Genomic DNA, 20,606 nt, shown 5'->3' with positions numbered 1-20,606 from the left:
AGATGATCGTACATATTCAATACAAAAGAGCTGGATATGTGTTTTAGCGGCAATTTTAAAGGGGTTAGGGGAGAAACGGAATGCATAAACAGTTTGCCCGCACTATTGGCATATTTTTCTTATTAAGTTTGCTGGCACCACTGAGCTGGGCGGCGGCACCTGCATGGCAACCACTGGCAGAAGCTATTCACAAAAGTGAACATGATTTACGTAAATATCAGGCAATAAAACTGCCAAATGGTATGACCGTATTATTAGTTTCTGATGCACAAGCACCTAAATCATTGGCCGCGCTGGCATTGCCGGTCGGTTCATTGGAGGACCCTAATAATCAGCTAGGTTTGGCTCATTATCTGGAGCACATGTTATTGATGGGATCTAAACGTTTTCCTGAACCAGGTAGTTTCTCTGAATTTCTGAAGAAACATGGTGGCAGTCATAATGCGAGTACCGCCTCTTATCGAACCGCCTTTTACCTTGAAATTGAAAACGATGCATTAGCTCCTGCAGTTGACCGACTGGCGGATGCCATTGCCGAGCCCTTGCTAGACCCAATTAATGCTGATCGCGAACGTAACGCAGTCAATGCAGAATTGACGATGGCCCGCTCCCGCGATGGGATGCGTATGGCACAGGTTAATGCTGAAACCCTTAATCCAGCACACCCGAGTGCACGTTTTTCTGGCGGTAATCTCGATACGCTGAAAGATAAGCCTGATGGCAAGTTACATGATGAATTATTGAGTTTCTATCATCGCTACTATTCTGCCAATCTGATGGTGGGAGTGCTGTATAGCAATCAGTCACTGGAACAGTTAGCACAATTAGCGGCTGATACATTTGGTCGAACTCCTAATCGGGATGCAAAAGTACCACCGATTACAGTACCGGCAGTCACCCCTGATCAAACTGGAATTATTATCCATTATGTTCCGGCCCAGCCTCGTAAACAGCTAAAAATAGAGTTTCGCATTGAGAACAACAGTGCAGAGTTTCGCAGTAAAACAGATACCTACATTAGTTATTTGATCGGCAATCGCAGCAAAGACACACTATCTGACTGGCTGCAAAAACAGGGATTGGCAGATGCAATTAATGCCGGCGCTGACCCGATGGTAGACCGCAACGGAGGGGTATTCTCCATCTCTGTATCACTCACCGATAAAGGCTTGGCCAAACGTGATGTAGTGGTTGCGGCCATCTTCGATTACATCAATATGTTGCACAAAGACGGCATTAAAAAGAGCTATTTTGATGAGATCGCTCATGTCTTAAATCTTGATTTCCGCTATCCCTCAATCACGCGAGATATGGATTACATCGAGTGGCTGGTGGATATGATGCTGCGAGTGCCTGTCGCACATGTACTTGATGCGCCTTATCTGGCTGATCACTATGATCCTAAGGCCATTGCCGCCCGCTTGGCTGAAATGACACCAGAAAATGCACGAATCTGGTTTGTTAGCCCTGAAGAGCCTCACAACAAAGTAGCGTATTTTGTCGATGCACCTTATCAGGTCGATAAAATAAGCCCTAAAGAGATGAAAGAGTGGCAACAATTAGGTGGGGATATCTCGCTGAGCCTACCGGCACTTAACCCTTACATTCCGGATAATTTTGAGCTGATTAAAGCAGATAAAAATATTACCCATCCACAAAAAGTGGCTGAACAACCGGGCTTACGGGTGTTTTACATGCCAAGCCAATACTTTGCTGATGAACCGAAAGCTGATATCTCAGTTGCTTTTCGTAATCAGCACGCCTTGGATACTGCCCGTAATCAGGTTCTGTTTGCCCTAACCGACTATTTGGCCGGCCTTTCACTCGACGAACTGAGCTATCAAGCCTCTATTGGTGGGATTAGCTTCTCAACGGCATCAAACAATGGTTTGTATGTTAGTGCTAACGGCTTTACGCAGCGGATGCCGCAGTTGTTAACCTCACTGGTTGAAGGCTACTCCAATTTCACACCAACGGAAGATCAACTGGTGCAGGCCAAGTCTTGGTATCGTGAGCAGTTGGAAGTTGCCGAAAAGGGCAAAGCTTATGAACTGGCGATCCAGCCGGCCAAGTTGTTATCTCATGTGCCCTATTTTGAGCGCAATGAGCGGCGTGAATTGCTCAATACGATTAGCGTGCAGGATGTCGTGACCTACCGTAATAGTATGCTCAAGCAATCTGCCATTGAGGTATTGGCGGTGGGTAATATGACGGCCCCACAGGTTACTGCGCTGGCGGAGTCATTGAAGAAACAACTAGGTTTGACGGGAACCACTTGGTGGACTGGCGAAGATGTTGTGGTCGATAAGGCCCAGTTGGCCAATATGGAACGAGTTGGTAGCAGCTCTGATGCTGCGCTGGCTGCAGTTTATGTACCTACCGGTTATTCAGAAATTGATGGTATGGCGCATAGCGCCTTACTGGGGCAAATTGTTCAGCCGTGGTTCTATGATCAACTGCGCACGGCGGAGCAACTTGGTTATGCGGTATTTGCTTTCCCAATGTCGGTTGGACGTCAGTGGGGTTTAGGATTCTTACTGCAAAGTAACAGTAAACAACCTGATTACCTTTATCAGAGATATCTGGCTTTCTATCCACAGGCTGAAAAACGGCTGCGTGAAATGAAGTCGACTGATTTTGAACAATATAAGCAGGGGCTAATCAACCAATTGCTACAACGTCCGCAAACACTGGATGAAGAAGCTAGCCGTTATAGTAATGATTTTAATCGTAATAATTTTGCTTTTGATAGTCGTGAGAAAATGATTGCTCAAGTGAAGTTGCTAAATAGCGCCGCGCTGGCTGATTTCTTCCAGCAAGCAGTCATTAAGCCGCAAGGACTGGCACTGCTTTCTCAGGTGAAAGGCCAAGGGCAAACGACGGGCGGGTATGCGGTGCTTAAAGGATGGACTACCTATCCAAGCGCCTCCGCCTTGCAGGCGACCTTGCCGCAGAAGGTATTGGCTCCATGACATCAATGACCCCCCAGCGGCTAGAGCCGCTAACGCTCCCCCTATATGGCGAGAGGCTAATTGAAGCTTCAGCCGGAACGGGTAAGACTTTTACCATTGGGGTGCTTTATCTAAGGTCGCTACTTGGCTTGGGTGGAGAGGCTGCGTTTAGTCGCCCCCTTATGGTCGAGGAGATCCTGGTGGTGACCTTTACCGAAGCAGCAACTGAAGAGTTAAGGGGGCGAATCCGCGACAATATTCATGAGTTGCGAATAGCTTGCGTGCGGGGAGTCAGCGATAACCCAATGCATAAGGCCTTATTAGCCGAAATCATTGATTTAAGTGAGGCCGCCGCACAACTGCTGGCGGCTGAGCGCCAGATGGATGAAGCTGCAATTTATACCATCCATGGCTTTTGTCAGAGAATGCTGGCTAATAATGCTTTTGAATCTGGCATTTTGTTTGAACAAACACTGGTGCAGGATGAACTGCCATTACGCAGACAAGCCTGCGCCGATTTTTGGCGGCGTCACTGCTATCCGCTCCCTTTAGCTGTCGCTCGAGCTGTCAGTCAGGAGTGGAACGGGCCAGAAGCACTACTCAAAGATCTTTCAGCCTATCTACAGGGCGAAACGCCAAAGTTTCGGCAAGCGCCCGGTGATGATGAAACGATAGTTAGTCGGCATCAGCAGATTATAGTGCAAATTGATGCGCTCAAAACGCAATGGTGCGAAGCCGCGCCTGAATTAGAGGCCTTGATCAGCAGCTCTGGTGTTGATAAACGTAGCTACAGCGCTCGATATTTACCTAGCTGGCTGGAAAAAGTCGGTGCATGGGCAGAGCAGGAGACGACCGATTATCAGTTACCTAAAGAGCTGGAAAAATTCCGTCAGTCAATATTATCTGAAAAAACTAAAAAGGGTGCAGCTCCACAACATGCCCTATTCGGTGCCATAGACCGCATATTCGAGCAACCACTGACGTTAAGAGATTTAATTTTAGCCCGTGCAATCAGTGAGATACGAACATCCGTTCAGCAGGAAAAACGGCAACGTGCGGAGCTGGGATTTGATGACCTGCTTAGCAAACTGGATGTGGCATTACAGCAGCCGGGTGGTGAGCTATTGGCCCAATCTATTCGTAGCCGTTATCCTGTCGCAATGATTGATGAGTTTCAGGATACCGATCCTCAGCAATACCGTATCTTCCACACGCTTTATAGTGGGCAAAAAGAGTGCGGCCTACTACTGATTGGTGATCCTAAACAGGCTATTTATGCTTTCCGTGGTGCAGATATCTTTACCTATATTCGTGCCCGTTCTGAAGTAAGCGCCCACTACACACTAGAGACAAACTGGCGCTCCTCCTTCCCGATGGTGCAATCAGTTAATCGGCTGTTTAGTTTGGTCGACGTGCCTTTCCTGTTTGAACAAATTCCTTTTATAAATGTGTCTGCTGCGGAAAAAAACAGCCGCTTATCTTTCGAAATTAAAGGAAAAAAGCAGCCCGCTATCTCTTTTTGGTTGCAGCCAGGAGAGGGCGTCGGAGTGAGCGAGTACCAACAATTGATGGCGCAACAGTGTGCGGCTCAAATCCGTGATTGGTTAACCGCAGGCCAAAATGGGCTGGCTCAATTAGTGACAGTCGATGGCTCAAGACCAGTTCAAGCATCTGATATCACTATTTTGGTGCGCAGCCGGGCAGAGGCCGCATTAGTGCGTGATGCACTGAGTGCATTAGCCATACCATCGGTTTATTTATCTAATCGTGACAGTGTGTTTGATACCGCAGAAGCTAAAGATCTGCTGTGGTTGTTGCAAGCGGTGCTGGCTCCAGAGCAGGAGCGGGCACTGCGTAGTGCAATGGCGACAGGAGTGCTCGGGCTGGATGCAAAAATGCTGGATGCATTGAATCACGATGAGCGAGCTTGGGATGCTTTGGTAGCGGAGTTCGATGGCTATCGCCAACATTGGCAGCGCCGCGGTGTACTGCCTATGTTGCGGGAGATTATGGCTCACCGCCATTTAGCTGAAAACCTGCTCGCGACACCAGGTGGCGAGCGTCGGCTGACAGATGTGCTGCATTTAGGTGAGCTATTGCAAGAAGCTGCATCACAGCTTGATAGTGAGCACGCACTTATCCGCTGGCTGGCACAACAAATAGCGCAACCCAATCATCAGTCAGATAATCAACAGCTGCGCTTGGAAAGTGACCGCCATTTAGTGCAGGTCATCACGATCCATAAATCGAAAGGGTTGGAGTATCCACTGGTTTGGTTACCCTTCGTTGGCAATTTCCGCCAACAGCAGGAGGTGTTGTACCACGATCGCCTCAGCTTTGAAGCATTACTTGATCTGAATGCGGATGCAGAGAGTCAGGCTCTGGCAGAGGAGGAGCGGCTGGCGGAGGATTTACGGTTACTCTATGTTGCGCTGACCCGTGCGGTTTACCATTGCAGTGTGGGCATTGCCCCGCTGATTAAAGGCGGGCGGAAAAAGCAGGGCGAAAGCGACATGCACCGCAGCGCGTTAGGTTATCTGGTGCAACAGGGGCTGGCGGGTGATGCACAATATTTGGCCGATAAATTAGCAGAATTAACCGCCGTAACAGACGGCGATATTTCTGTTTCACTGGCAGAGCGTCCGGACGATACTCCGTGGCAGCCGCAGCCGGAGATTTTGCCGGCGCTTGCTGCGCGCCAGTTTAACCGACAAGTACAGGATTATTGGCGTGTCACCAGTTATTCTGGCTTACAGCAGCATGGCTCCGGTAAAGGTGGCGCATCACAGCCCCTTAATGTGCCACTGCAAGAGTTGCTTCCACGGCTAGATACCGATGCTGTTGGTGAGCAGGTACTGATCACCGAAGCGAATTTAACCCCCCATACTTTCCCACGCGGCGCAGCACCGGGGACTTTCCTACATGACTTACTCGAGCAGATGAATTTTAGTCAGCCTATTGAGCAAAGCTGGTTGGCAGAGCAGTTGCAGTTACAGGGTTTTGGCGAGCAATGGTCGCCAATGCTGTATCAGTGGCTAAATGACACTGTACAGGTTCCACTCAATAAAAGCGGTGTGACCTTGGCTGGATTAACGCCACAGAGCAAGCAGGCAGAATTACAATTTTATCTGCCAATCGACACTTTGCTCCGAGCCAGTGAATTGGATGCTTTAATCAAAAGCTATGATTCACTATCTCGACAGTGCCCAGCGCTGGATTTCCTGCAAGTTAGAGGGATGCTTAAGGGGTTTATTGACCTGGTTTTCTGCTGGCAGGGCAAGTATTACTTATTGGATTACAAATCAAACTGGTTAGGTGAGGAGAGTAGCGCCTATACCCAAGAGGCGATGGCGCAAGCTATGGCTGAGCATCGTTATGATCTGCAGTATCAGCTCTATACGCTGGCATTGCACCGCTATTTGCGCCACCGATTGGCTCATTATGATTATCAGCGTGACTTTGGTGGTGTCATTTATCTCTTCCTGCGTGGTGTCGATAAGCAACATCCGGGTAACGGTATTTTTAGTTGCCGTCCTGAACTGGGGTTGATTGAAGGAATGGATTGTTTGTTCAGTGGTCGTGAAATTAATCGTGATGCTATCCAGGCAGATGGGAGGGTATCACTATGATAGCGTTACTGAATCAGGCGGTTGGTAACCACTTACTGCGTCCGCTGGATCTTCAGTTTTCACTCATGATCGCGGGCGACAATGATCCAATGCTGCAATTGGCCGCCGCTATTCTCAGTGCAGAAGCGGGGGCTGGGCATGTGTGTCTACCATTAAGCTATTTGCAGCCCGATCAGCTATTTGGTGGGCGACAGTCGGCGTTATCACAAGCACTGTGGCAGGCTGCGGGTGCGCCAGATGAGTCGTGTTGGATACAGGCATTTAATCACTCTCCAGCTGTGAGTGACGGCTCACAGCCAACGCCGCTGGTTTTGCAAAATGACCGTTTGTATCTGCAACGAATGTGGCAGTACGAAGGGGATGTAGTCCGATTTATTGCCAGCGACAGTACGGCGGCATGGGCTAATGAACCTCGAGAGGTAAACGAAGCGCTATTAAGAACCACGCTAGACCAATTGTTCGGCTTGGCGGAGTCTGAGGTTGACTGGCAGAAAGTGGCCGCCGCCGTTGCTGCTACCCGTCGTATTTCCGTGATCTCCGGTGGGCCAGGAACAGGGAAAACGACCACAGTAGCAAAGTTACTGACCGCGCTGATACAGCTGAGTCAAGGGCAACGTTTGCGTATCCAACTTGCCGCACCAACCGGTAAAGCGGCTGCTCGATTAACCGAGTCACTGGGCAATGCCATTCGACAACTTCCGCTGACGGATGATGAGCGCAAACTATTGCCAGATCAAGCATCCACGTTACACCGCTTGTTAGGGGCGCAACCTAACAGCCAGCGCTTGCGTTACCACCGTGGCAATCCGTTAAATCTTGATGTGCTGGTGGTCGATGAAGCATCAATGGTGGATTTACCAATGATGGCGCGGTTAATTGCAGCTCTGCCCGCGAAAGCTCAAGTTATTTTTCTTGGCGATCGTGACCAGTTGGCCTCGGTTGAGGCTGGTGCGGTATTGGGTGATATTTGTCGTTTTGCTGAATGGGGTTATAGCGAATCACGGGCTGAACAATTAGTGCGGTTAACCGGATGTGCATTAACTGATAGTAGAATGATCGATAGTACATTGATCGATAGTACATTGACCGGAATCATCCCCATTGGTGATGTGCCAAAAGATACACTCAATGTCCGTGATAGCTTGTGTTTACTGCGCAAAAGCTACCGTTTTGATGAAAAATCAGGTATTGGGCAGCTCGCTTTAGCCGTTAATGCCGGGAAGTATCACAATGCATTATCAGTTTTAAGTGGCACCTATTCTGACATCGAATGCTTCTCTCTGGCCGATTCAGATGACTACCAGGTATTGCTGGAGGATTGTGCCGCTAGCTATCAGCACTACCTTCAGTTGGCGACATCCGGTGCTCATGCGGTTGATGTATTGGCGGCATTTGGCCGCTACCAGTTGCTGTGTGCATTACGCACCGGGCCATTTGGGGTCAGCGGCTTAAATGAGCGGATTGAGCAGTTGTTGCATCGCAAGCGGTTAATTGAGCGAGCATCTGGGCCTGCGGGGCGTTGGTATGTTGGCCGACCAGTAATGATTGGGCTCAATGACAGTGCTCTGGGCCTGTTTAATGGGGATATTGGTATTGCGCTATATGACTCAGAGGGCGAGCTTCGGGTGCATTTCCAGTTACCCGATGGCAATATCAAGTCGGTACAGCCTAGCCGTCTTCCCACTCATGAGACCGCTTATGCCATGACAGTTCATAAATCTCAAGGATCGGAGTTTGAACACACGGCATTAGTATTGCCCAACACCTTTATGCCAGTGCTCACCCGTGAATTGGTTTATACCGCGATCACCCGTGCTCGTCAGCGATTAACACTCTATTGCAGTGATACCGTGCTGAGTCATGCGATACGGACACCCACGCAGCGTCGTAGCGGGTTAGTTGATCGTCTGAATGAGTTGAATAAATAAAACCAATGGGGGCAGCCCCTCAGACTGTGGACAAACCCCGATGACTCGATTTGGAACGGCGAGGACGGGTGGAAGAGTCAAGCGTCCGCGCCAGGGATGGCGCGGCACGAGCCTCCAGAGAGGGATTTACGGCGTCTTGATGATCTACCCGTTCTCTCTGCACAGACCACTTTGTCAATAACCTCTGGGGACAGCAGCTCCCTTGATGTCATCGACTAATCGTTACAAGTCGGCCAGCAGAATCTTTGAGCGCCGTTGATAGTTATATAACTCCTGCTTCTGAATCGGTAAAACTTCGACCTCCGCTGGAGTAAAGCCGCGCTCTTGGAACCAGTGAATGCTACGGGTGGTTAACACAAACAGCTTTTTAAGGCCCATTTGGCGCGCCTGATTCGCGACTCGTTTGAGAAGCATCTCCCCACGGGAGGAGCTGCGATAGTCCGGGTGCACGGCCACACAGGCCATTTCACCGATTTGCTCCTCGGGAAATGGATAAAGTGCAGCGCAGGCAATCGTCAGGTTATCTCGCTCAATAATGGTGAACTTATCGATCTCCATCTCAAGCTGTTCCCGTGAGCGGCGCACTAAAATCCCTTGTTGTTCCAGTGGGCGAATCAGCTCCAGTATGCCGCCAATATCATTAATGGTTGCACGGCGCACTTGTTCCGCACTCTCCATAACAATTTGAGTACCGATACCATCACGGGAGAAAAGCTCTTGCACTAGCGCGCCATCTTCCTGATAACTCAGCAAATGGCTACGGCGCACACCGCTGCGGCAGGCTTTTACTGCCCCACGTAGAAAACGTACTGTACCTGAGTTGTAATCACCCTCGTGCTCAAGATCCTCGATCCGTTTTTGAGCATCATTGGGGAACAGTTCGGAAATAATATTGCCTTCGCTGTCCGTCACCCCTTGGGATGAGCAGAAACCGATCATTTTTTCAGCTTTGAGTTTGATGGCTAATTGTGTCGCCACCTCTTCTGATGTGAGATTAAAACTCTCGCCAGTCACCGAGACAGCAACCGGCCCCAGCAATACGATAGCGCCATTATCCAATTGACGATGGATAGCCTCTTCATCGATCCGCCGAATGCGTCCGCTATGGCAATAATCAACACCGTCATCAACGCCTAATGGTTGAGCAATAATAAAGTTGCCGCTAACCACATTAATATGCGCACCTTGCAGCGGAGTATTATTTAAACTCATTGATAATCTGGCGGTGATATCCAACTGCAATAAGCCCGCTGCCTGCTTAACCATTTCCAGTGTTCGGGCATCAGTGACTCGGGTATGCTTGTGATAAATAGGTTCGTAGTGATGCTGCGCCAGATTACTATCGATTTGTGGGCGTGCGCCGTATACCACGACCAGCCGAATGCCAAGACTATGCAGTAAACCGATATCGTTGACGATGCTAGAGAAATTCTCATGTTCAATCGCCTCACCACCCAACATGACGACAAATGTCTTGCCACGGTGTGCGTTGATATAGGGAACTGAGTGACGAAATCCCTGGACCAGTTCAGTACTACGTTCCTTCACGGCAGACCCTCATTGAATTTTTATTCGCTATTTTTGTATTTTTATTCTTTTTTGATCAAGATGGCAAGCAACAAATTACGATCAATTGCATATGTATGGTGCATAGCTATTAATAAATTGAATAACATAAAAATGTTTTTCTAATGACAGCATTGAATTGATTGGTTAAAGTTTTTCCTCATAAAACTTTTTTGTTTGTTTTTTATTCATATTTTGGTAGTTACTTTGGAGTTACATGGCAGATTCAAATCATAATTCTGGGCGTCGCCGTCTATTACAAGGTGCTGCCGCAGCCTGGATGCTGAGTGTCAGCCGGGTTGGATTTGCTGCTTCTTCGCACATTATCGCCGTCAGGATCTGGCCCTCTTCAACTTATACTCGGGTGACGCTGGAATCCAATACCCCGCTGAAATATCGTCAATTCGCGCTGAAAAATCCTGACCGCATTGTGGTTGATATTGAGGGTGTGCATCTCAATAGTGTACTAAAAGAGATTAGTGGTCAGGTGCAGTCCGGCGATCCTTACCTCAAGCAAGCCCGGGTTGGGCAGTTTGATAAAAATACTGTCCGCCTGGTTTTGGAGTTGAAACAGAGTATCAGCCCACAACTATTTACACTGAAACCCTTTGCTAAGTTTCGTAACCGCTTGGTAGTGGATTTATATCCTGAACAGGGCAGTACCTCGATTGAAGACGATCCCTTACTGGCATTATTGGAAGATTATAATAAAGGCAATGTGGAACGTAATTTACCCGCAGAGACAGCCAAAGTGGGTAAAGCGGGGCGGGATAGGCCGATTGTTATCATGCTAGATCCTGGGCACGGTGGTGAAGATCCCGGTGCTATTGGACGAAATAAGACTCGCGAGAAAGATATTGTGTTGCAAATTGCCCGTCGGCTGCGGGCGTTGATTCAGAAAGAAGCAAATATGCGGGTGTTTATGACCCGCAATGAAGATGTCTTTATCCCGCTGAAAGTGCGAGTAGCAAAAGCCCGTAAACAGCGCGCGGATTTATTTATTTCTATTCATGCCGATGCATTCACCAGTCAGGCCGCCAGAGGTTCCTCCGTTTTTGCGCTATCGACCAAGGGCGCAACCAGTACCGCCGCACGTTTTTTGGCCCAAACACAGAATGAAGCAGACCAAATTGGTGGGGTCAGTAAAAGTGGGGATCGCTACCTGGACCATACCATGATTGATTTGCTGCAAACGGCGACCATCAATGACAGCCTGAAGTTTGGTAAAGAGGTGCTTAACCGCATGGGCAAAATTAATAAGCTGCATAAGAACAGTGTCGATCAGGCGGGCTTCGCTGTTTTGAAAGCGCCTGATATTCCATCCATTTTGGTTGAAACAGCATTTATCAGCAATCTGGAAGAAGAGCGGAAATTGCGCACCAGCCATTTTCAGCAGCAAGTGGCTGAATCTATTTTCGCTGGCATCAAAGCCTATTTCGCTAATGGTGGGGCGCTGGCACGGGTGTAATCAGTCGGGGAGTTACTATTGATAGCCGCAGGGGTGAGATAGCCCTTGCTGGGGGAGTTCTCGATACTCATTGGAGGCCAGAAACAAAAAAACACCCTTTAGGGTGCTTGATGTTGATATGAAGATGATTAAGAATTGGTTGCGGGGGCCGGATTTGAACCGACGACCTTCGGGTTATGAGCCCGACGAGCTACCAGGCTGCTCCACCCCGCGTCCGTCTTAATACAATTTTCTATCTTACTATTTAACTCTTGTTGCACAATGTGTAATTGGTTGCGGGGGCCGGATTTGAACCGACGACCTTCGGGTTATGAGCCCGACGAGCTACCAGGCTGCTCCACCCCGCGTCCGTCATTACACTTTTACTTCTGTTGCTGCTTTCACAGCTGAACCGCTATTCTACCTAATTAGTCTTAATTTTCAAGACTATCGGACGACATTTGATACTGCTGGTAGCCAGTATCGGTTGGTTGCGGGGGCCGGATTTGAACCGACGACCTTCGGGTTATGAGCCCGACGAGCTACCAGGCTGCTCCACCCCGCGTCCGATTGAGCGCACTATACTCTGGATGAGATCTGTTGCAAGTAGTTTTGCCACTTAATTTAGGTAAATAGGTTTTTTCGATTAATTTATCCACTATCTGTTCCCTTTTTCCTCACAACGGCAGCAGGGGATTTTTTTCCACCTGCTGATTCCTTTATCCATAGGCGTTTGTTATGGTTCGCCGGTAGATAAAATAAGTAAGAGAAGGCGTGAAATGACAAGTCGTTGGGGCAAATACCTATTGAGTGGAATAATGATTGCTGTTCTGGCTGGCTGCCAATCACGGCCAACCGATCGTGGACAGCAATATAAGGATGGGCATCTGGAACAGCCACTGGAGTTGGTGAATGAGCCAAATGCGACAGGTAAGCCAGTCAACGCAAAAGATTATTCTGATCAGGTGAAAGTGATTAACCAATCCTCACCAGGTCTGTATGGCCGCAATAGTAGTACATTTAATGCGGTAGAAAACTGGATGTTAGCGGGTGCTGACACCAGCAAATTAACTCTATTTGGTCTAAATGCCTACCAGATGGAAGGCGTGGATAACTTCGGCAATGTGCAATTTACCGGTTATTACACCCCAGTGCTGCAGGCGCGCTATACCCCACAGGGCGAATTCCGTTATCCACTTTATCGTATGCCCGCTAAGAAAAAGGGGCGCTTACCCGATCGCGCTTCAATATATGCTGGCGCATTAGATAGCCGTAATTTAGTTATCGCGTACACCAATTCATTGGTGGATAACTTTATGATGGAAGTACAGGGCAGCGGCTATGTCGATTATGGTGATGGGCGACCACTGACTTTCTTCGGCTATGCGGGTAAAAACGGTCATGCTTACCGCAGTATCGGTAAGGTATTGATTGATCGCGGAGAAGTTGCTAAAGCCGATATGTCGATGCAGGCTATCCGTCACTGGGCTGAAACTCACAGCGAAGCTGAAGTCAGAGAGTTATTAGAGCAGAATCCCTCATTTGTCTTCTTTAAACCGGAAATGTATGCGTCGGTAAAAGGGGCCAGTGCAGTTCCTTTGATAGCCAAAGCCTCGGTTGCTTCTGACCGTTCGCTGATCCCGGCGGGTACTACGCTGTTGGCTGAAGTTCCCTTACTGGATAAGCAGGGGAAATTCACCGGCCAATATCAGATGCGGCTGATGGTCGCACTGGATGTAGGTGGGGCAATTAAGGGGCAACACTTTGATATCTATCAGGGAATTGGTCATGAGGCAGGGCAGGCCGCTGGTTTCTACAACCATTATGGTCGTGTTTGGGTGCTGAAAAACGCCCAAAGTAATGGCCCACTATTTACTGCTTATCAAGGTGGTGCTAAAACAGCACCCGCTGGCAATGGTTCATCATTATTGGTGAGCAATCAAAGTCAGTAAGCCGATGGTTTGATGTAATAGAGTCACTATTTATCAGGCGGCCAACTGGCCGCTTTTGCATTTTCTCCACCAATTTATTAGAGCCATTTATTATTTCTAAGTTATTAAGGTAACAACTCTATGAGCACAGCCTTTTCCGAAGCTTACCAGCAGCGTTTTGGTGGTATCGCGCGCCTTTATGGGCAGCAGGCGCTGACACTTTTTTCACAGGCGCATGTTTGTGTGATTGGCATTGGCGGCGTGGGATCTTGGGCGGCGGAAGCATTGGCACGAACTGGTATTGGCGCAATCACGCTGATTGATATGGATGATGTTTGCGTCACCAATACTAATCGCCAGATCCATGCACTGCGGCACAATGTCGGGCAGGCTAAAACCGAAGTGATGGCGGAACGCATTCTGGCTATCAATCCTGAATGCCGAGTGACTTGTATCGATGATTTCATTACTGCAGATAATGTTGCTGAGCTTTTAAATAATAATTTTAGCTATGTCATTGATGCGATAGATAGTGTTCGCCCAAAAGCAGCACTGCTCTCCTACTGTCGCCGCTATAAAATCCCGGTAGTGACCACCGGTGGTGCGGGTGGGCAAATCGATCCAACCCGCATTGAAGTGGTTGATCTGGCGAAAACCATTCAGGACCCACTGGCGGCAAAGCTACGTGAAAGGCTGAAACATGATTTTAACGTGGTAAAAAACAGCAAAGGTAAACTGGGGATCGACTGTGTTTTCTCCAGTGAACCATTGGTTTACCCGCAGGCCGATGGTTCGGTCTGTGCATCCCGCACTACCGCTGAGGGGCCAAAGAAAATGGATTGCACTTCCGGCTTCGGTTCGGCAACCATGGTCACCGCGACCTTTGGTTTTGTTGCGGTATCCCATGCATTGAAAAAAATGATGGCGAAAGCGGCACGTCAGGCGTAATTATTCTCTGCCGTTTATCGCGAGATATATTGGGCCGCGATCGCCCGCACTCCCTGCGCCAGTGCTTGCAGACCACTGGCGCGTGAGCTACTTAATTGCTGGCGTAAGCCGAGTTGATCAAACAGAGCCAAGGGGTCTTCTGCCAGGACCTGCTGTGGTGTTTGGCCTTCCACTGCGGTTAATATCACCGCCAATAACCCACGAACAATACGCCCTTCACTGTCGCCGTAGAAATGTAAGCGCCCATCTGGCAGATGCTGATGCCCCAACCACACTCGGTTTTCACAGCCGGTCAGTTCCAGTTCATTTTGTTTCAATGATTCTGGTAATGGCGGGAGTTGCTTAGCCAGCAAAATTAACTGGCGATAACGATCTTCCCACTGTTTATGGGCACTGAATGTCTCGATAAGTTGAGCTACAGTAATATCGTGACCAAAAGGGTGTGGCGCAATCATCATTTTCTCGTTTTATTGCATGTTGATATTTATCGAAATTATCATCTGTTGATGCTTAATCTTGCAACAGATCCAGTGCTTTAGCGATCGCGGCGCAAAGCATTTCAACATCGTCAGCGGTATTGTATGGCGCGAATGATGCCCGCAGGCTGCCATTTATCCCCAGTGCTGCCATAAGTGGCTGTGCGCAGTGCTGCCCTGCGCGTAACGCAATACCTTGTTCCGCCAGCAATGTCACCAAATCGCTGTGATGAATGCCATCGAAAGTGAAGGCTAACAAGCTCGATTGCTGGCAACGGAAGCTGCGAAAGCCCGGTAATTCAGCCAACTTATTCTCAGCCATCGTGGCTAAACTTTGGCTATATGCCTCAGCCTCTTCCAGATCAATATATTCAAGCCAACTGAGCACCGCTGATAAGCCAATCACACCGGCAATATTTGGCGTGCCCGCTTCAAAGCGGTAGGGCACCTCGTGGGGGGTGAAACCACCGAATGAAGCATGAGTGAGCATTTTCCCGCCACCTTGCCAGGCGGGCATCTCTTCCAGTAATTCTGATTTACCGTACAGCACCCCAATACCGGTCGGGCCGTAGAGTTTATGAGCGGAAAAAGCATAAAAATCAATATCCAATGCTTGAACATCAGCCGGACTGTGAACAATACCTTGCGCGCCATCCACCATAACCACACACTCATATTGATGAGCGAGTGCTATTGCATCCGCCAATTCAGGACTACCACCAGTGACATTAGACATCTGCCCCAGCGCTAAGATGCGCGTTTTACCATTTAGCAACTGTGGAAGTTGTGATAAATCGGGTAGATGGTCAAGACCGATAGGTAACTTAATGATTCTGGCACAGGTCTGTTCTGCAACCATAATCCAGGGGATTAGGTTTGCATGATGTTCTGCTTCGCTGACAATAATTTCATCTCCAGCTTGCAGGCGAGGGCGAGCATAACTTTGCGCCACGAGGTTAATCGCTTCGGTGGTGCCGCGGGTCCAAACGATATTTTCTGCTGCGGGAGCATTGATAAAGTCAGCCACCTGTTGGCGAGTCTCTTCAAAGCGGACCGTCAATGATAATGCCGATTGATGCTGACTGCGATGCACTGTCGCGGAGTCCTGCTGATAAAACAGCTGGGTTGCCTCAATCATGGCGCGGGGCTTCAGGGCAGTTGCCGCGCTGTCCAGATAGATAATCTCATCGCTAATTGCCGGAAATTCCTGACGAAAATTCGTTGGATTAAAAGCCTTCATACCGTTTTTTATATCCTTGGGTTCACTTCGGAACTGTCTCATTCTGGCGCATTTTGCTCATAAATTACCCACTAATGGCCCTGATGGCTGGAAATATGTCATAAGCGGGTTATGCTAAATAGTAACGGACACAACCATTTGTCTGGTAATTGAATCGAGTTTTTCAGCATTTTAATCTGCAAGGAGTCACCTATGAAGAAGACAGCTGCCGCAATTTCTGCACTTATGCTCACTTTTACTCTAGCAGCCTGTTCAAGCAACTATGTTATGCATACTAATGATGGTCGCACTATCGTTGCTGATGGTAAACCTAAAGTAGATGATGAGACAGGAATGATAAGTTACACCGATGCTAATGGCACCGAGCTGCAAATTAATCGTTCAGAAGTCAAAGAGATGGCTGAGGGTAATTAGCTTTATGCTAAGTCATTGTTGAAATGATATCTAAAAAACTGTGATAACAACTTAAATGTAAGCTCTGACTGATGTGCCATACCAAGTGGCGCTTACATTTAAGCTCTAAAAACTAAGTAAACTCTAAAATTTGGGTAAAAAAAGCACCGCGAAAGTGGCGGTGCTGCATAAAATCACTATGGACAGACAGGGTAAATGTACAGGAAGTGAAAAAAAAACAGTAGCTTAGCTACTATGTCTGGTATACCAGACCATTTGCAAACACAACATCACAACCACAAAGCCAAAAGCATTTCAGTACCTGGATACTAAACCTACTTTTCGTTCCGGCTTGGGAAGTGCCGCCACTATAGGTATTTGCTGGCACATCATCAACGGACAATTTATAATGCCTCGGATTATAAAAACTAATAAGTAAACAAAGGGTTTCATCTGAGGATGAACCGTTATAAAAAAGTATCCAACTCATGTCAAAACGACTACCACCCTTGAATGCTTTGCGGGTTTTCGATGCGGCCGCACGCCACCTAAGTTTTACTAAAGCGGCTGACGAGTTATTTGTTACCCAAGCTGCGGTTAGCCACCAGATAAAGTCCCTGGAGGATTTTCTCGGGCTAAAATTGTTCCGCCGCCGCAACCGCTCTTTGTTGCTGACCGAAGAGGGGCAGAGCTATTACCTCGATATCAAAGAGATTTTTACCTCCATCAATGAAGCCACCCGCAAATTACAGGCCCGCAGTGCGAAAGGTGCATTGACGGTAAGTCTGCCCCCCAGTTTTGCTATCCAATGGCTGGTGCCACGTCTTTCTGGATTTAATGCTGCTTATCCGGGCATTGATGTCAGGATTCAGGCGGTGGATCGGGAAGAGGATAAACTCGCTGATGATGTCGATGTCGCGATATTTTATGGTCGGGGCAATTGGACCGGCTTGCGCACTGAACGTCTGTATGCTGAATTCTTACTCCCGGTCTGCGCTCCTGGCTTATTAATGGGTGAGCATGGATTAAAAGTACCGGCAGATCTGGCTTATCATACGCTGTTGCATGATACTTCCCGCCGAGACTGGATGGCGTATACCCGTCAACTGGGGGTGCCGCAGATTAATGTGCAACAAGGGCCGATATTCAGCCATAGCGCCATGGTGGTTCAGGCTGCCGTTCATGGGCAAGGCATTGCGTTGGTGAATAATGTGATGGCGCAGTCTGAGATTGAAGCCGGGCGATTGGTGTGCCCATTTAATGACGTATTGGTCAGTAAAAATGCTTTTTATCTGGTTTGCCATGACAGCCAGGCAGAACTGGGTAAAATAGCCGCCTTTCGTCAGTGGATACTGGCAAGAGCTGCCAGTGAGCAGGAGAAATTGCGTTTTCGTTATGACAAATGATTGATCATGGTGTTAAGCGATCACCCTCTCTGCACAGTCATGACCACCCATTCACGATGGTCGCTGGCTACGATAAAATAGGTTATTGCCTGATATCACGACATACCTAAAGTTATGGGTGTTGCAGCACGTGCTTGCAGCGCCAAGTAGCAAAGGTATCACTCTATCTAATTCAAGGTTAATGGCGATGAACAGTCGGTTAATGCTGATATTTGCCGCGCTGAGCGGTTTTTTCTATGTGGCTTTAGGCGCCTTTGGTGCCCATGTATTGAGCGCCACAATGGGGCCGAATGAGATGGCCTGGATCCGTACCGGGCTGGAGTACCAAGGGTTCCATACGTTGGCGATTCTGGCATTGGCTGTTGCGATGCAACGGCAGATAAGTATTTGGTTTTACTGGAGTGGAGCCTTGCTAGCGCTCGGAACGCTACTCTTTAGTGGCAGTTTATACTGCCTGGCTCTATCGCACCTGAAACTGTGGGTATATATCACGCCAGTAGGCGGAGTATGCTTCTTGGCGGGATGGATTTTGATGTTGATTGGCGCACTGCGTCTAAGAAAAAGGGCAGAACGCCATGAATAATAAAATTGCTTTATATTGCCGCTCCGGCTTTGAGAAAGAGTGTGCGGCAGAAATTACCGCGAAAGCGGCACAGCTCGAAATTTTTGGTTTCGCGCGAGTCAAAGATAACAGCGGCTATGTGCTGTTTGAGTGTTATCAGTTGGAAGATGCTGATCGTTTGATTCGTGAGGTGCCATTCCGCGAGCTGATTTTTGCCCGTCAAATGATGGTGGTGGGTGAGTTATTGAAAGACCTGCCACCGGAAGATCGTGTGTCACCTATTGTGGGTATGTTGACCGGCGTTATCGAAAAAGCGGGTGAATTACGGGTTGAAGTCCCAGATACTAATGAAAGCAAAGAGTTACTGAAGTTTTGTCGTAAGCTGACAGTCCCTTTGCGTAGTGCTATGCGCGAACAAAAAATATTATCCGCCCGTGAAAATGCTCACCGCCCTGTGGTGCATGTGTTCTTTATCGCGTCAGGTTGTTGTTATGTCGGCTACTCCTATAGTAATAACAACTCCCCATTCTATATGGGGATCCCGCGTCTTAAATTCCCATCAGATGCGCCAAGCCGCTCAACATTAAAATTGGAAGAAGCTTTCCATATGTTCATCCCTGCGGATGAATGGGAGGAGCGCTTGGCCAGTGGTATGCATGCTGTTGATTTAGGTGCATGTCCCGGCGGTTGGACTTATCAGTTAGTGCAACGCAGCATGATGGTTCAGGCCATTGATAACGGTGCTATGGCGCAAAGCCTGATGGATACTGGGCAGGTGACACATCACCGTGTTGATGGTTTTAAATATGAGCCGACACGCAGCAATATCTACTGGTTAGTGTGCGATATGGTGGAGAAACCGGCTAAGGTAACCGAACTTATCATCAAGTGGTTGGTGAATGGTTGGTGCCGTGAGGCGATTTTCAACCTGAAATTGCCGATGAAAAAGCGTTTTGAAATCGTTTCAGAGAATCTGGAAATGATGGATGAGCAGCTGAGAGAGAATGGCATCAATGCGCATATTCAAGCCAAGCAGCTCTACCATGACCGTGAAGAAGTGACGGTGCATGTGCGTCGTATTTGGTCTGGTTCTCCAGGGCGCCGTGATGAACGCGAGTAAAAGTGAGTGATATAGCGCTATAACGTTATGTTTAAGGGGCCTTTTGGCCCCTGAGGTTATTGGCAAAGTGCCGGTTGCGGAGAGAACAGCTAGATCGTAAAGACGCCGTCAATCCTTCCCTGGAGGCTCGAACCGCGCCCTCCCTGGCGCGGACGCTTTACTCTTCTACCCGTCCTCTCCGTTCCAGATCGCGCCATCGGGTTTTTTCAGCAGATTAAGGGGCCTTTTGGCCCCTTAATCTTTCTGTAAACGAAGCTGCTGTAAGTTGCCACTCAATGGTAAATCAGTTTTCAATGTGGCGATTTTTTTGCAAATAAACGCCATATCTTGATGCAGTTGCAACTTTTTACGCCATTTCTCCGGTACTGACTCCAGCCCCTGATAGAGTGCCTCTAGCGTGTTGGCCTGCTGTAGCAACAGTGTGGCCGTTTTTGCCCCAATACCCGCGACGCCGGGAATTTTACTGCTGCTGATCCCAGCAAGCCCCCAATAATCAGGCAGTTGGTGCGGTAATACGCCAAACTCCTGTTTCACAAACGGCATATCCAACCAGCGCTTTTGAAAGTAATCACGAATCTGCACATTTGGTGCCAATAGCTGGCAGTAACCTTTGTCGGTCGAAACAATCGTCACTTGATGGCCTGTGCCGCTAATTTTAGTTGCCAGCGTTGCGGCCAGATCATCGGCTTCATTGCCCGGTGAGTGCCAGCAAGCGACCCCTAGCGAATTGAATGCCTCACGGATAAGGGGCATTTCCTGCTGTAAGTTATCGGGCATCGGGGAGCGGCCCGCTTTGTAATCCGGCAGACACTGATGACGCCAACTGTCCGAGCGGTCATCTTCATCAAAAACCGCCACGGCATGTGTGGGTTGGCTGTGCTGAATCAACTGTTGCAGCGCATGTTGGCAAGCCTTAATGCAAGGCGAACCCTGCACCGCGTGAATGCGGCGAATTAAATTAAGGGCATCAACGATAAGAAGGTGGATTTGCATAGCCTGTTTTATATGA

14 protein-coding genes and 3 tRNA genes are annotated in these 20,606 nt (G+C 48.5%); 10 read left to right on the top strand and 7 right to left on the bottom strand.

Translation table 11 applies throughout. The annotated features are described in order from the left end of the window. Window positions 1–80 precede the first annotated feature (80 nt). Genes ptrA through recD form a run of 3 tightly spaced genes read left to right on the top strand, consistent with a single transcriptional unit; the run spans window position 81 to window position 8,508 of the window. Entirely contained in the window at window positions 81–2,972 is a 2,892-nt protein-coding gene (ptrA, locus tag HRK25_RS01785; protein WP_005272919.1) for a pitrilysin, read from the top strand. After that, entirely contained in the window at window positions 2,969–6,580 is a 3,612-nt protein-coding gene (recB, locus tag HRK25_RS01780; RefSeq protein WP_050413680.1) for an exodeoxyribonuclease V subunit beta, read from the top strand. Before ptrA ends, recB begins: the two co-directional genes overlap by 4 nt. After that, window positions 6,577–8,508: an exodeoxyribonuclease V subunit alpha gene (gene recD, locus HRK25_RS01775; RefSeq protein WP_032897298.1), complete on the top strand. Its 1,932-nt coding sequence runs from the start codon at window positions 6,577–6,579 to the stop codon at window positions 8,506–8,508. Before recB ends, recD begins: the two co-directional genes overlap by 4 nt. A gap of 222 nt (window positions 8,509–8,730) precedes the next feature. On the opposite strand, the gene argA is transcribed toward recD, so the two are convergent. Then, window positions 8,731–10,056: an amino-acid N-acetyltransferase gene (gene argA, locus HRK25_RS01770; RefSeq protein WP_032897301.1), complete on the bottom strand. Its 1,326-nt coding sequence runs from the start codon at window positions 10,054–10,056 to the stop codon at window positions 8,731–8,733. 235 nt (window positions 10,057–10,291) lie between these two features. On the opposite strand from argA, the gene amiC reads away from it, so the two are divergent. Continuing rightward, the gene (gene amiC, locus HRK25_RS01765; RefSeq protein ID WP_005272930.1) at window positions 10,292–11,542 is read left to right on the top strand and encodes an N-acetylmuramoyl-L-alanine amidase AmiC; all 1,251 of its coding nucleotides are present in this window, start codon (window positions 10,292–10,294) and stop codon (window positions 11,540–11,542) included. Between the two features lie 136 nt (window positions 11,543–11,678). Here the strand turns inward: amiC and HRK25_RS01760 are convergent. The 3 genes from HRK25_RS01760 to HRK25_RS01750 all read right to left on the bottom strand — a co-directional run bounded on the left by HRK25_RS01760 (window position 11,679) and on the right by HRK25_RS01750 (window position 12,086). After that, a tRNA-Met gene (locus tag HRK25_RS01760) sits at window positions 11,679–11,755 on the bottom strand. Window positions 11,756–11,812: 57 nt separating this feature from the next. Further along, a tRNA-Met gene (locus tag HRK25_RS01755) sits at window positions 11,813–11,889 on the bottom strand. A 120-nt stretch (window positions 11,890–12,009) separates the two neighbouring features. Continuing rightward, a tRNA-Met gene (locus tag HRK25_RS01750) sits at window positions 12,010–12,086 on the bottom strand. A gap of 214 nt (window positions 12,087–12,300) precedes the next feature. On the opposite strand from HRK25_RS01750, the gene mltA reads away from it, so the two are divergent. Then, window positions 12,301–13,473, top strand: coding sequence for a murein transglycosylase A (gene mltA, locus HRK25_RS01745; RefSeq protein WP_032897303.1), 1,173 nt, complete (start codon window positions 12,301–12,303; stop codon window positions 13,471–13,473). Window positions 13,474–13,593: 120 nt separating this feature from the next. After that, the gene (gene tcdA / locus HRK25_RS01740) at window positions 13,594–14,400 is read left to right on the top strand and encodes a tRNA cyclic N6-threonylcarbamoyladenosine(37) synthase TcdA (protein WP_005272934.1); all 807 of its coding nucleotides are present in this window, start codon (window positions 13,594–13,596) and stop codon (window positions 14,398–14,400) included. A 14-nt stretch (window positions 14,401–14,414) separates the two neighbouring features. Here the strand turns inward: tcdA and csdE are convergent, their stop codons facing one another. Both csdE and csdA read right to left on the bottom strand, forming a co-directional pair. Beyond that, a complete protein-coding gene (gene csdE, locus HRK25_RS01735; protein ID WP_005272938.1) occupies window positions 14,415–14,858 on the bottom strand; it encodes a cysteine desulfurase sulfur acceptor subunit CsdE in 444 nt (147 codons plus the stop codon). A 52-nt stretch (window positions 14,859–14,910) separates the two neighbouring features. Then, window positions 14,911–16,116, bottom strand: coding sequence for a cysteine desulfurase CsdA (gene csdA, locus HRK25_RS01730; RefSeq protein WP_005272941.1), 1,206 nt, complete (start codon window positions 16,114–16,116; stop codon window positions 14,911–14,913). Between the two features lie 192 nt (window positions 16,117–16,308). Between csdA and HRK25_RS01725 the strand changes: the two genes are divergently transcribed. From HRK25_RS01725 to rlmM, 4 genes are all read left to right on the top strand, one after another. After that, on the top strand, window positions 16,309–16,530 hold the full coding sequence (locus HRK25_RS01725) for a YgdI/YgdR family lipoprotein (protein WP_032897306.1): 222 nt from the start codon (window positions 16,309–16,311) through the stop codon (window positions 16,528–16,530). Between the two features lie 467 nt (window positions 16,531–16,997). Next, on the top strand, window positions 16,998–17,915 hold the full coding sequence (locus tag HRK25_RS01720; protein ID WP_032897308.1) for a transcriptional regulator GcvA: 918 nt from the start codon (window positions 16,998–17,000) through the stop codon (window positions 17,913–17,915). Between the two features lie 187 nt (window positions 17,916–18,102). Then, window positions 18,103–18,498: a DUF423 domain-containing protein gene (locus tag HRK25_RS01715; protein WP_072083871.1), complete on the top strand. Its 396-nt coding sequence runs from the start codon at window positions 18,103–18,105 to the stop codon at window positions 18,496–18,498. Continuing rightward, entirely contained in the window at window positions 18,491–19,597 is a 1,107-nt protein-coding gene (rlmM, locus tag HRK25_RS01710; RefSeq protein ID WP_032897310.1) for a 23S rRNA (cytidine(2498)-2'-O)-methyltransferase RlmM, read from the top strand. The genes HRK25_RS01715 and rlmM overlap by 8 nt, the downstream gene beginning before the upstream one ends. Before the next feature lie 234 nt (window positions 19,598–19,831). Here rlmM and xni read toward each other — a convergent pair whose 3' ends face one another. After that, entirely contained in the window at window positions 19,832–20,590 is a 759-nt protein-coding gene (xni, locus tag HRK25_RS01705) for a flap endonuclease Xni (RefSeq protein ID WP_005276069.1), read from the bottom strand. Window positions 20,591–20,606: the final 16 nt, after the last annotated feature.

The sequence above is a fragment of the Yersinia bercovieri ATCC 43970 genome, assembly GCF_013282745.1.
GTDB lineage: Bacteria > Pseudomonadota > Gammaproteobacteria > Enterobacterales > Enterobacteriaceae > Yersinia > Yersinia bercovieri.
Note: the sequence above shows the minus strand (reverse complement) of the source record. Positions and strands in the feature narration are given on the sequence as shown.

Excerpts from the sequence above, each read along its gene's own strand:
- ptrA (WP_005272919.1), top strand. The coding sequence starts at position 81 with ATGCATAAACAGTTTGCCCGCACTATTGGCATATTTTTCTTATTAAGT.
- recB (WP_050413680.1), top strand. The coding sequence starts at position 2,969 with ATGACATCAATGACCCCCCAGCGGCTAGAGCCGCTAACGCTCCCCCTA.
- recD (WP_032897298.1), top strand. The coding sequence starts at position 6,577 with ATGATAGCGTTACTGAATCAGGCGGTTGGTAACCACTTACTGCGTCCG.
- amiC (WP_005272930.1), top strand. The coding sequence starts at position 10,292 with ATGGCAGATTCAAATCATAATTCTGGGCGTCGCCGTCTATTACAAGGT.
- mltA (WP_032897303.1), top strand. The coding sequence starts at position 12,301 with ATGACAAGTCGTTGGGGCAAATACCTATTGAGTGGAATAATGATTGCT.
- tcdA (WP_005272934.1), top strand. The coding sequence starts at position 13,594 with ATGAGCACAGCCTTTTCCGAAGCTTACCAGCAGCGTTTTGGTGGTATC.
- csdE (WP_005272938.1), bottom strand. The coding sequence starts at position 14,858 with ATGATGATTGCGCCACACCCTTTTGGTCACGATATTACTGTAGCTCAA.
- csdA (WP_005272941.1), bottom strand. The coding sequence starts at position 16,116 with ATGAAGGCTTTTAATCCAACGAATTTTCGTCAGGAATTTCCGGCAATT.
- HRK25_RS01725 (WP_032897306.1), top strand. The coding sequence starts at position 16,309 with ATGAAGAAGACAGCTGCCGCAATTTCTGCACTTATGCTCACTTTTACT.
- HRK25_RS01720 (WP_032897308.1), top strand. The coding sequence starts at position 16,998 with ATGTCAAAACGACTACCACCCTTGAATGCTTTGCGGGTTTTCGATGCG.
- HRK25_RS01715 (WP_072083871.1), top strand. The coding sequence starts at position 18,103 with ATGAACAGTCGGTTAATGCTGATATTTGCCGCGCTGAGCGGTTTTTTC.
- rlmM (WP_032897310.1), top strand. The coding sequence starts at position 18,491 with ATGAATAATAAAATTGCTTTATATTGCCGCTCCGGCTTTGAGAAAGAG.
- xni (WP_005276069.1), bottom strand. The coding sequence starts at position 20,590 with ATGCAAATCCACCTTCTTATCGTTGATGCCCTTAATTTAATTCGCCGC.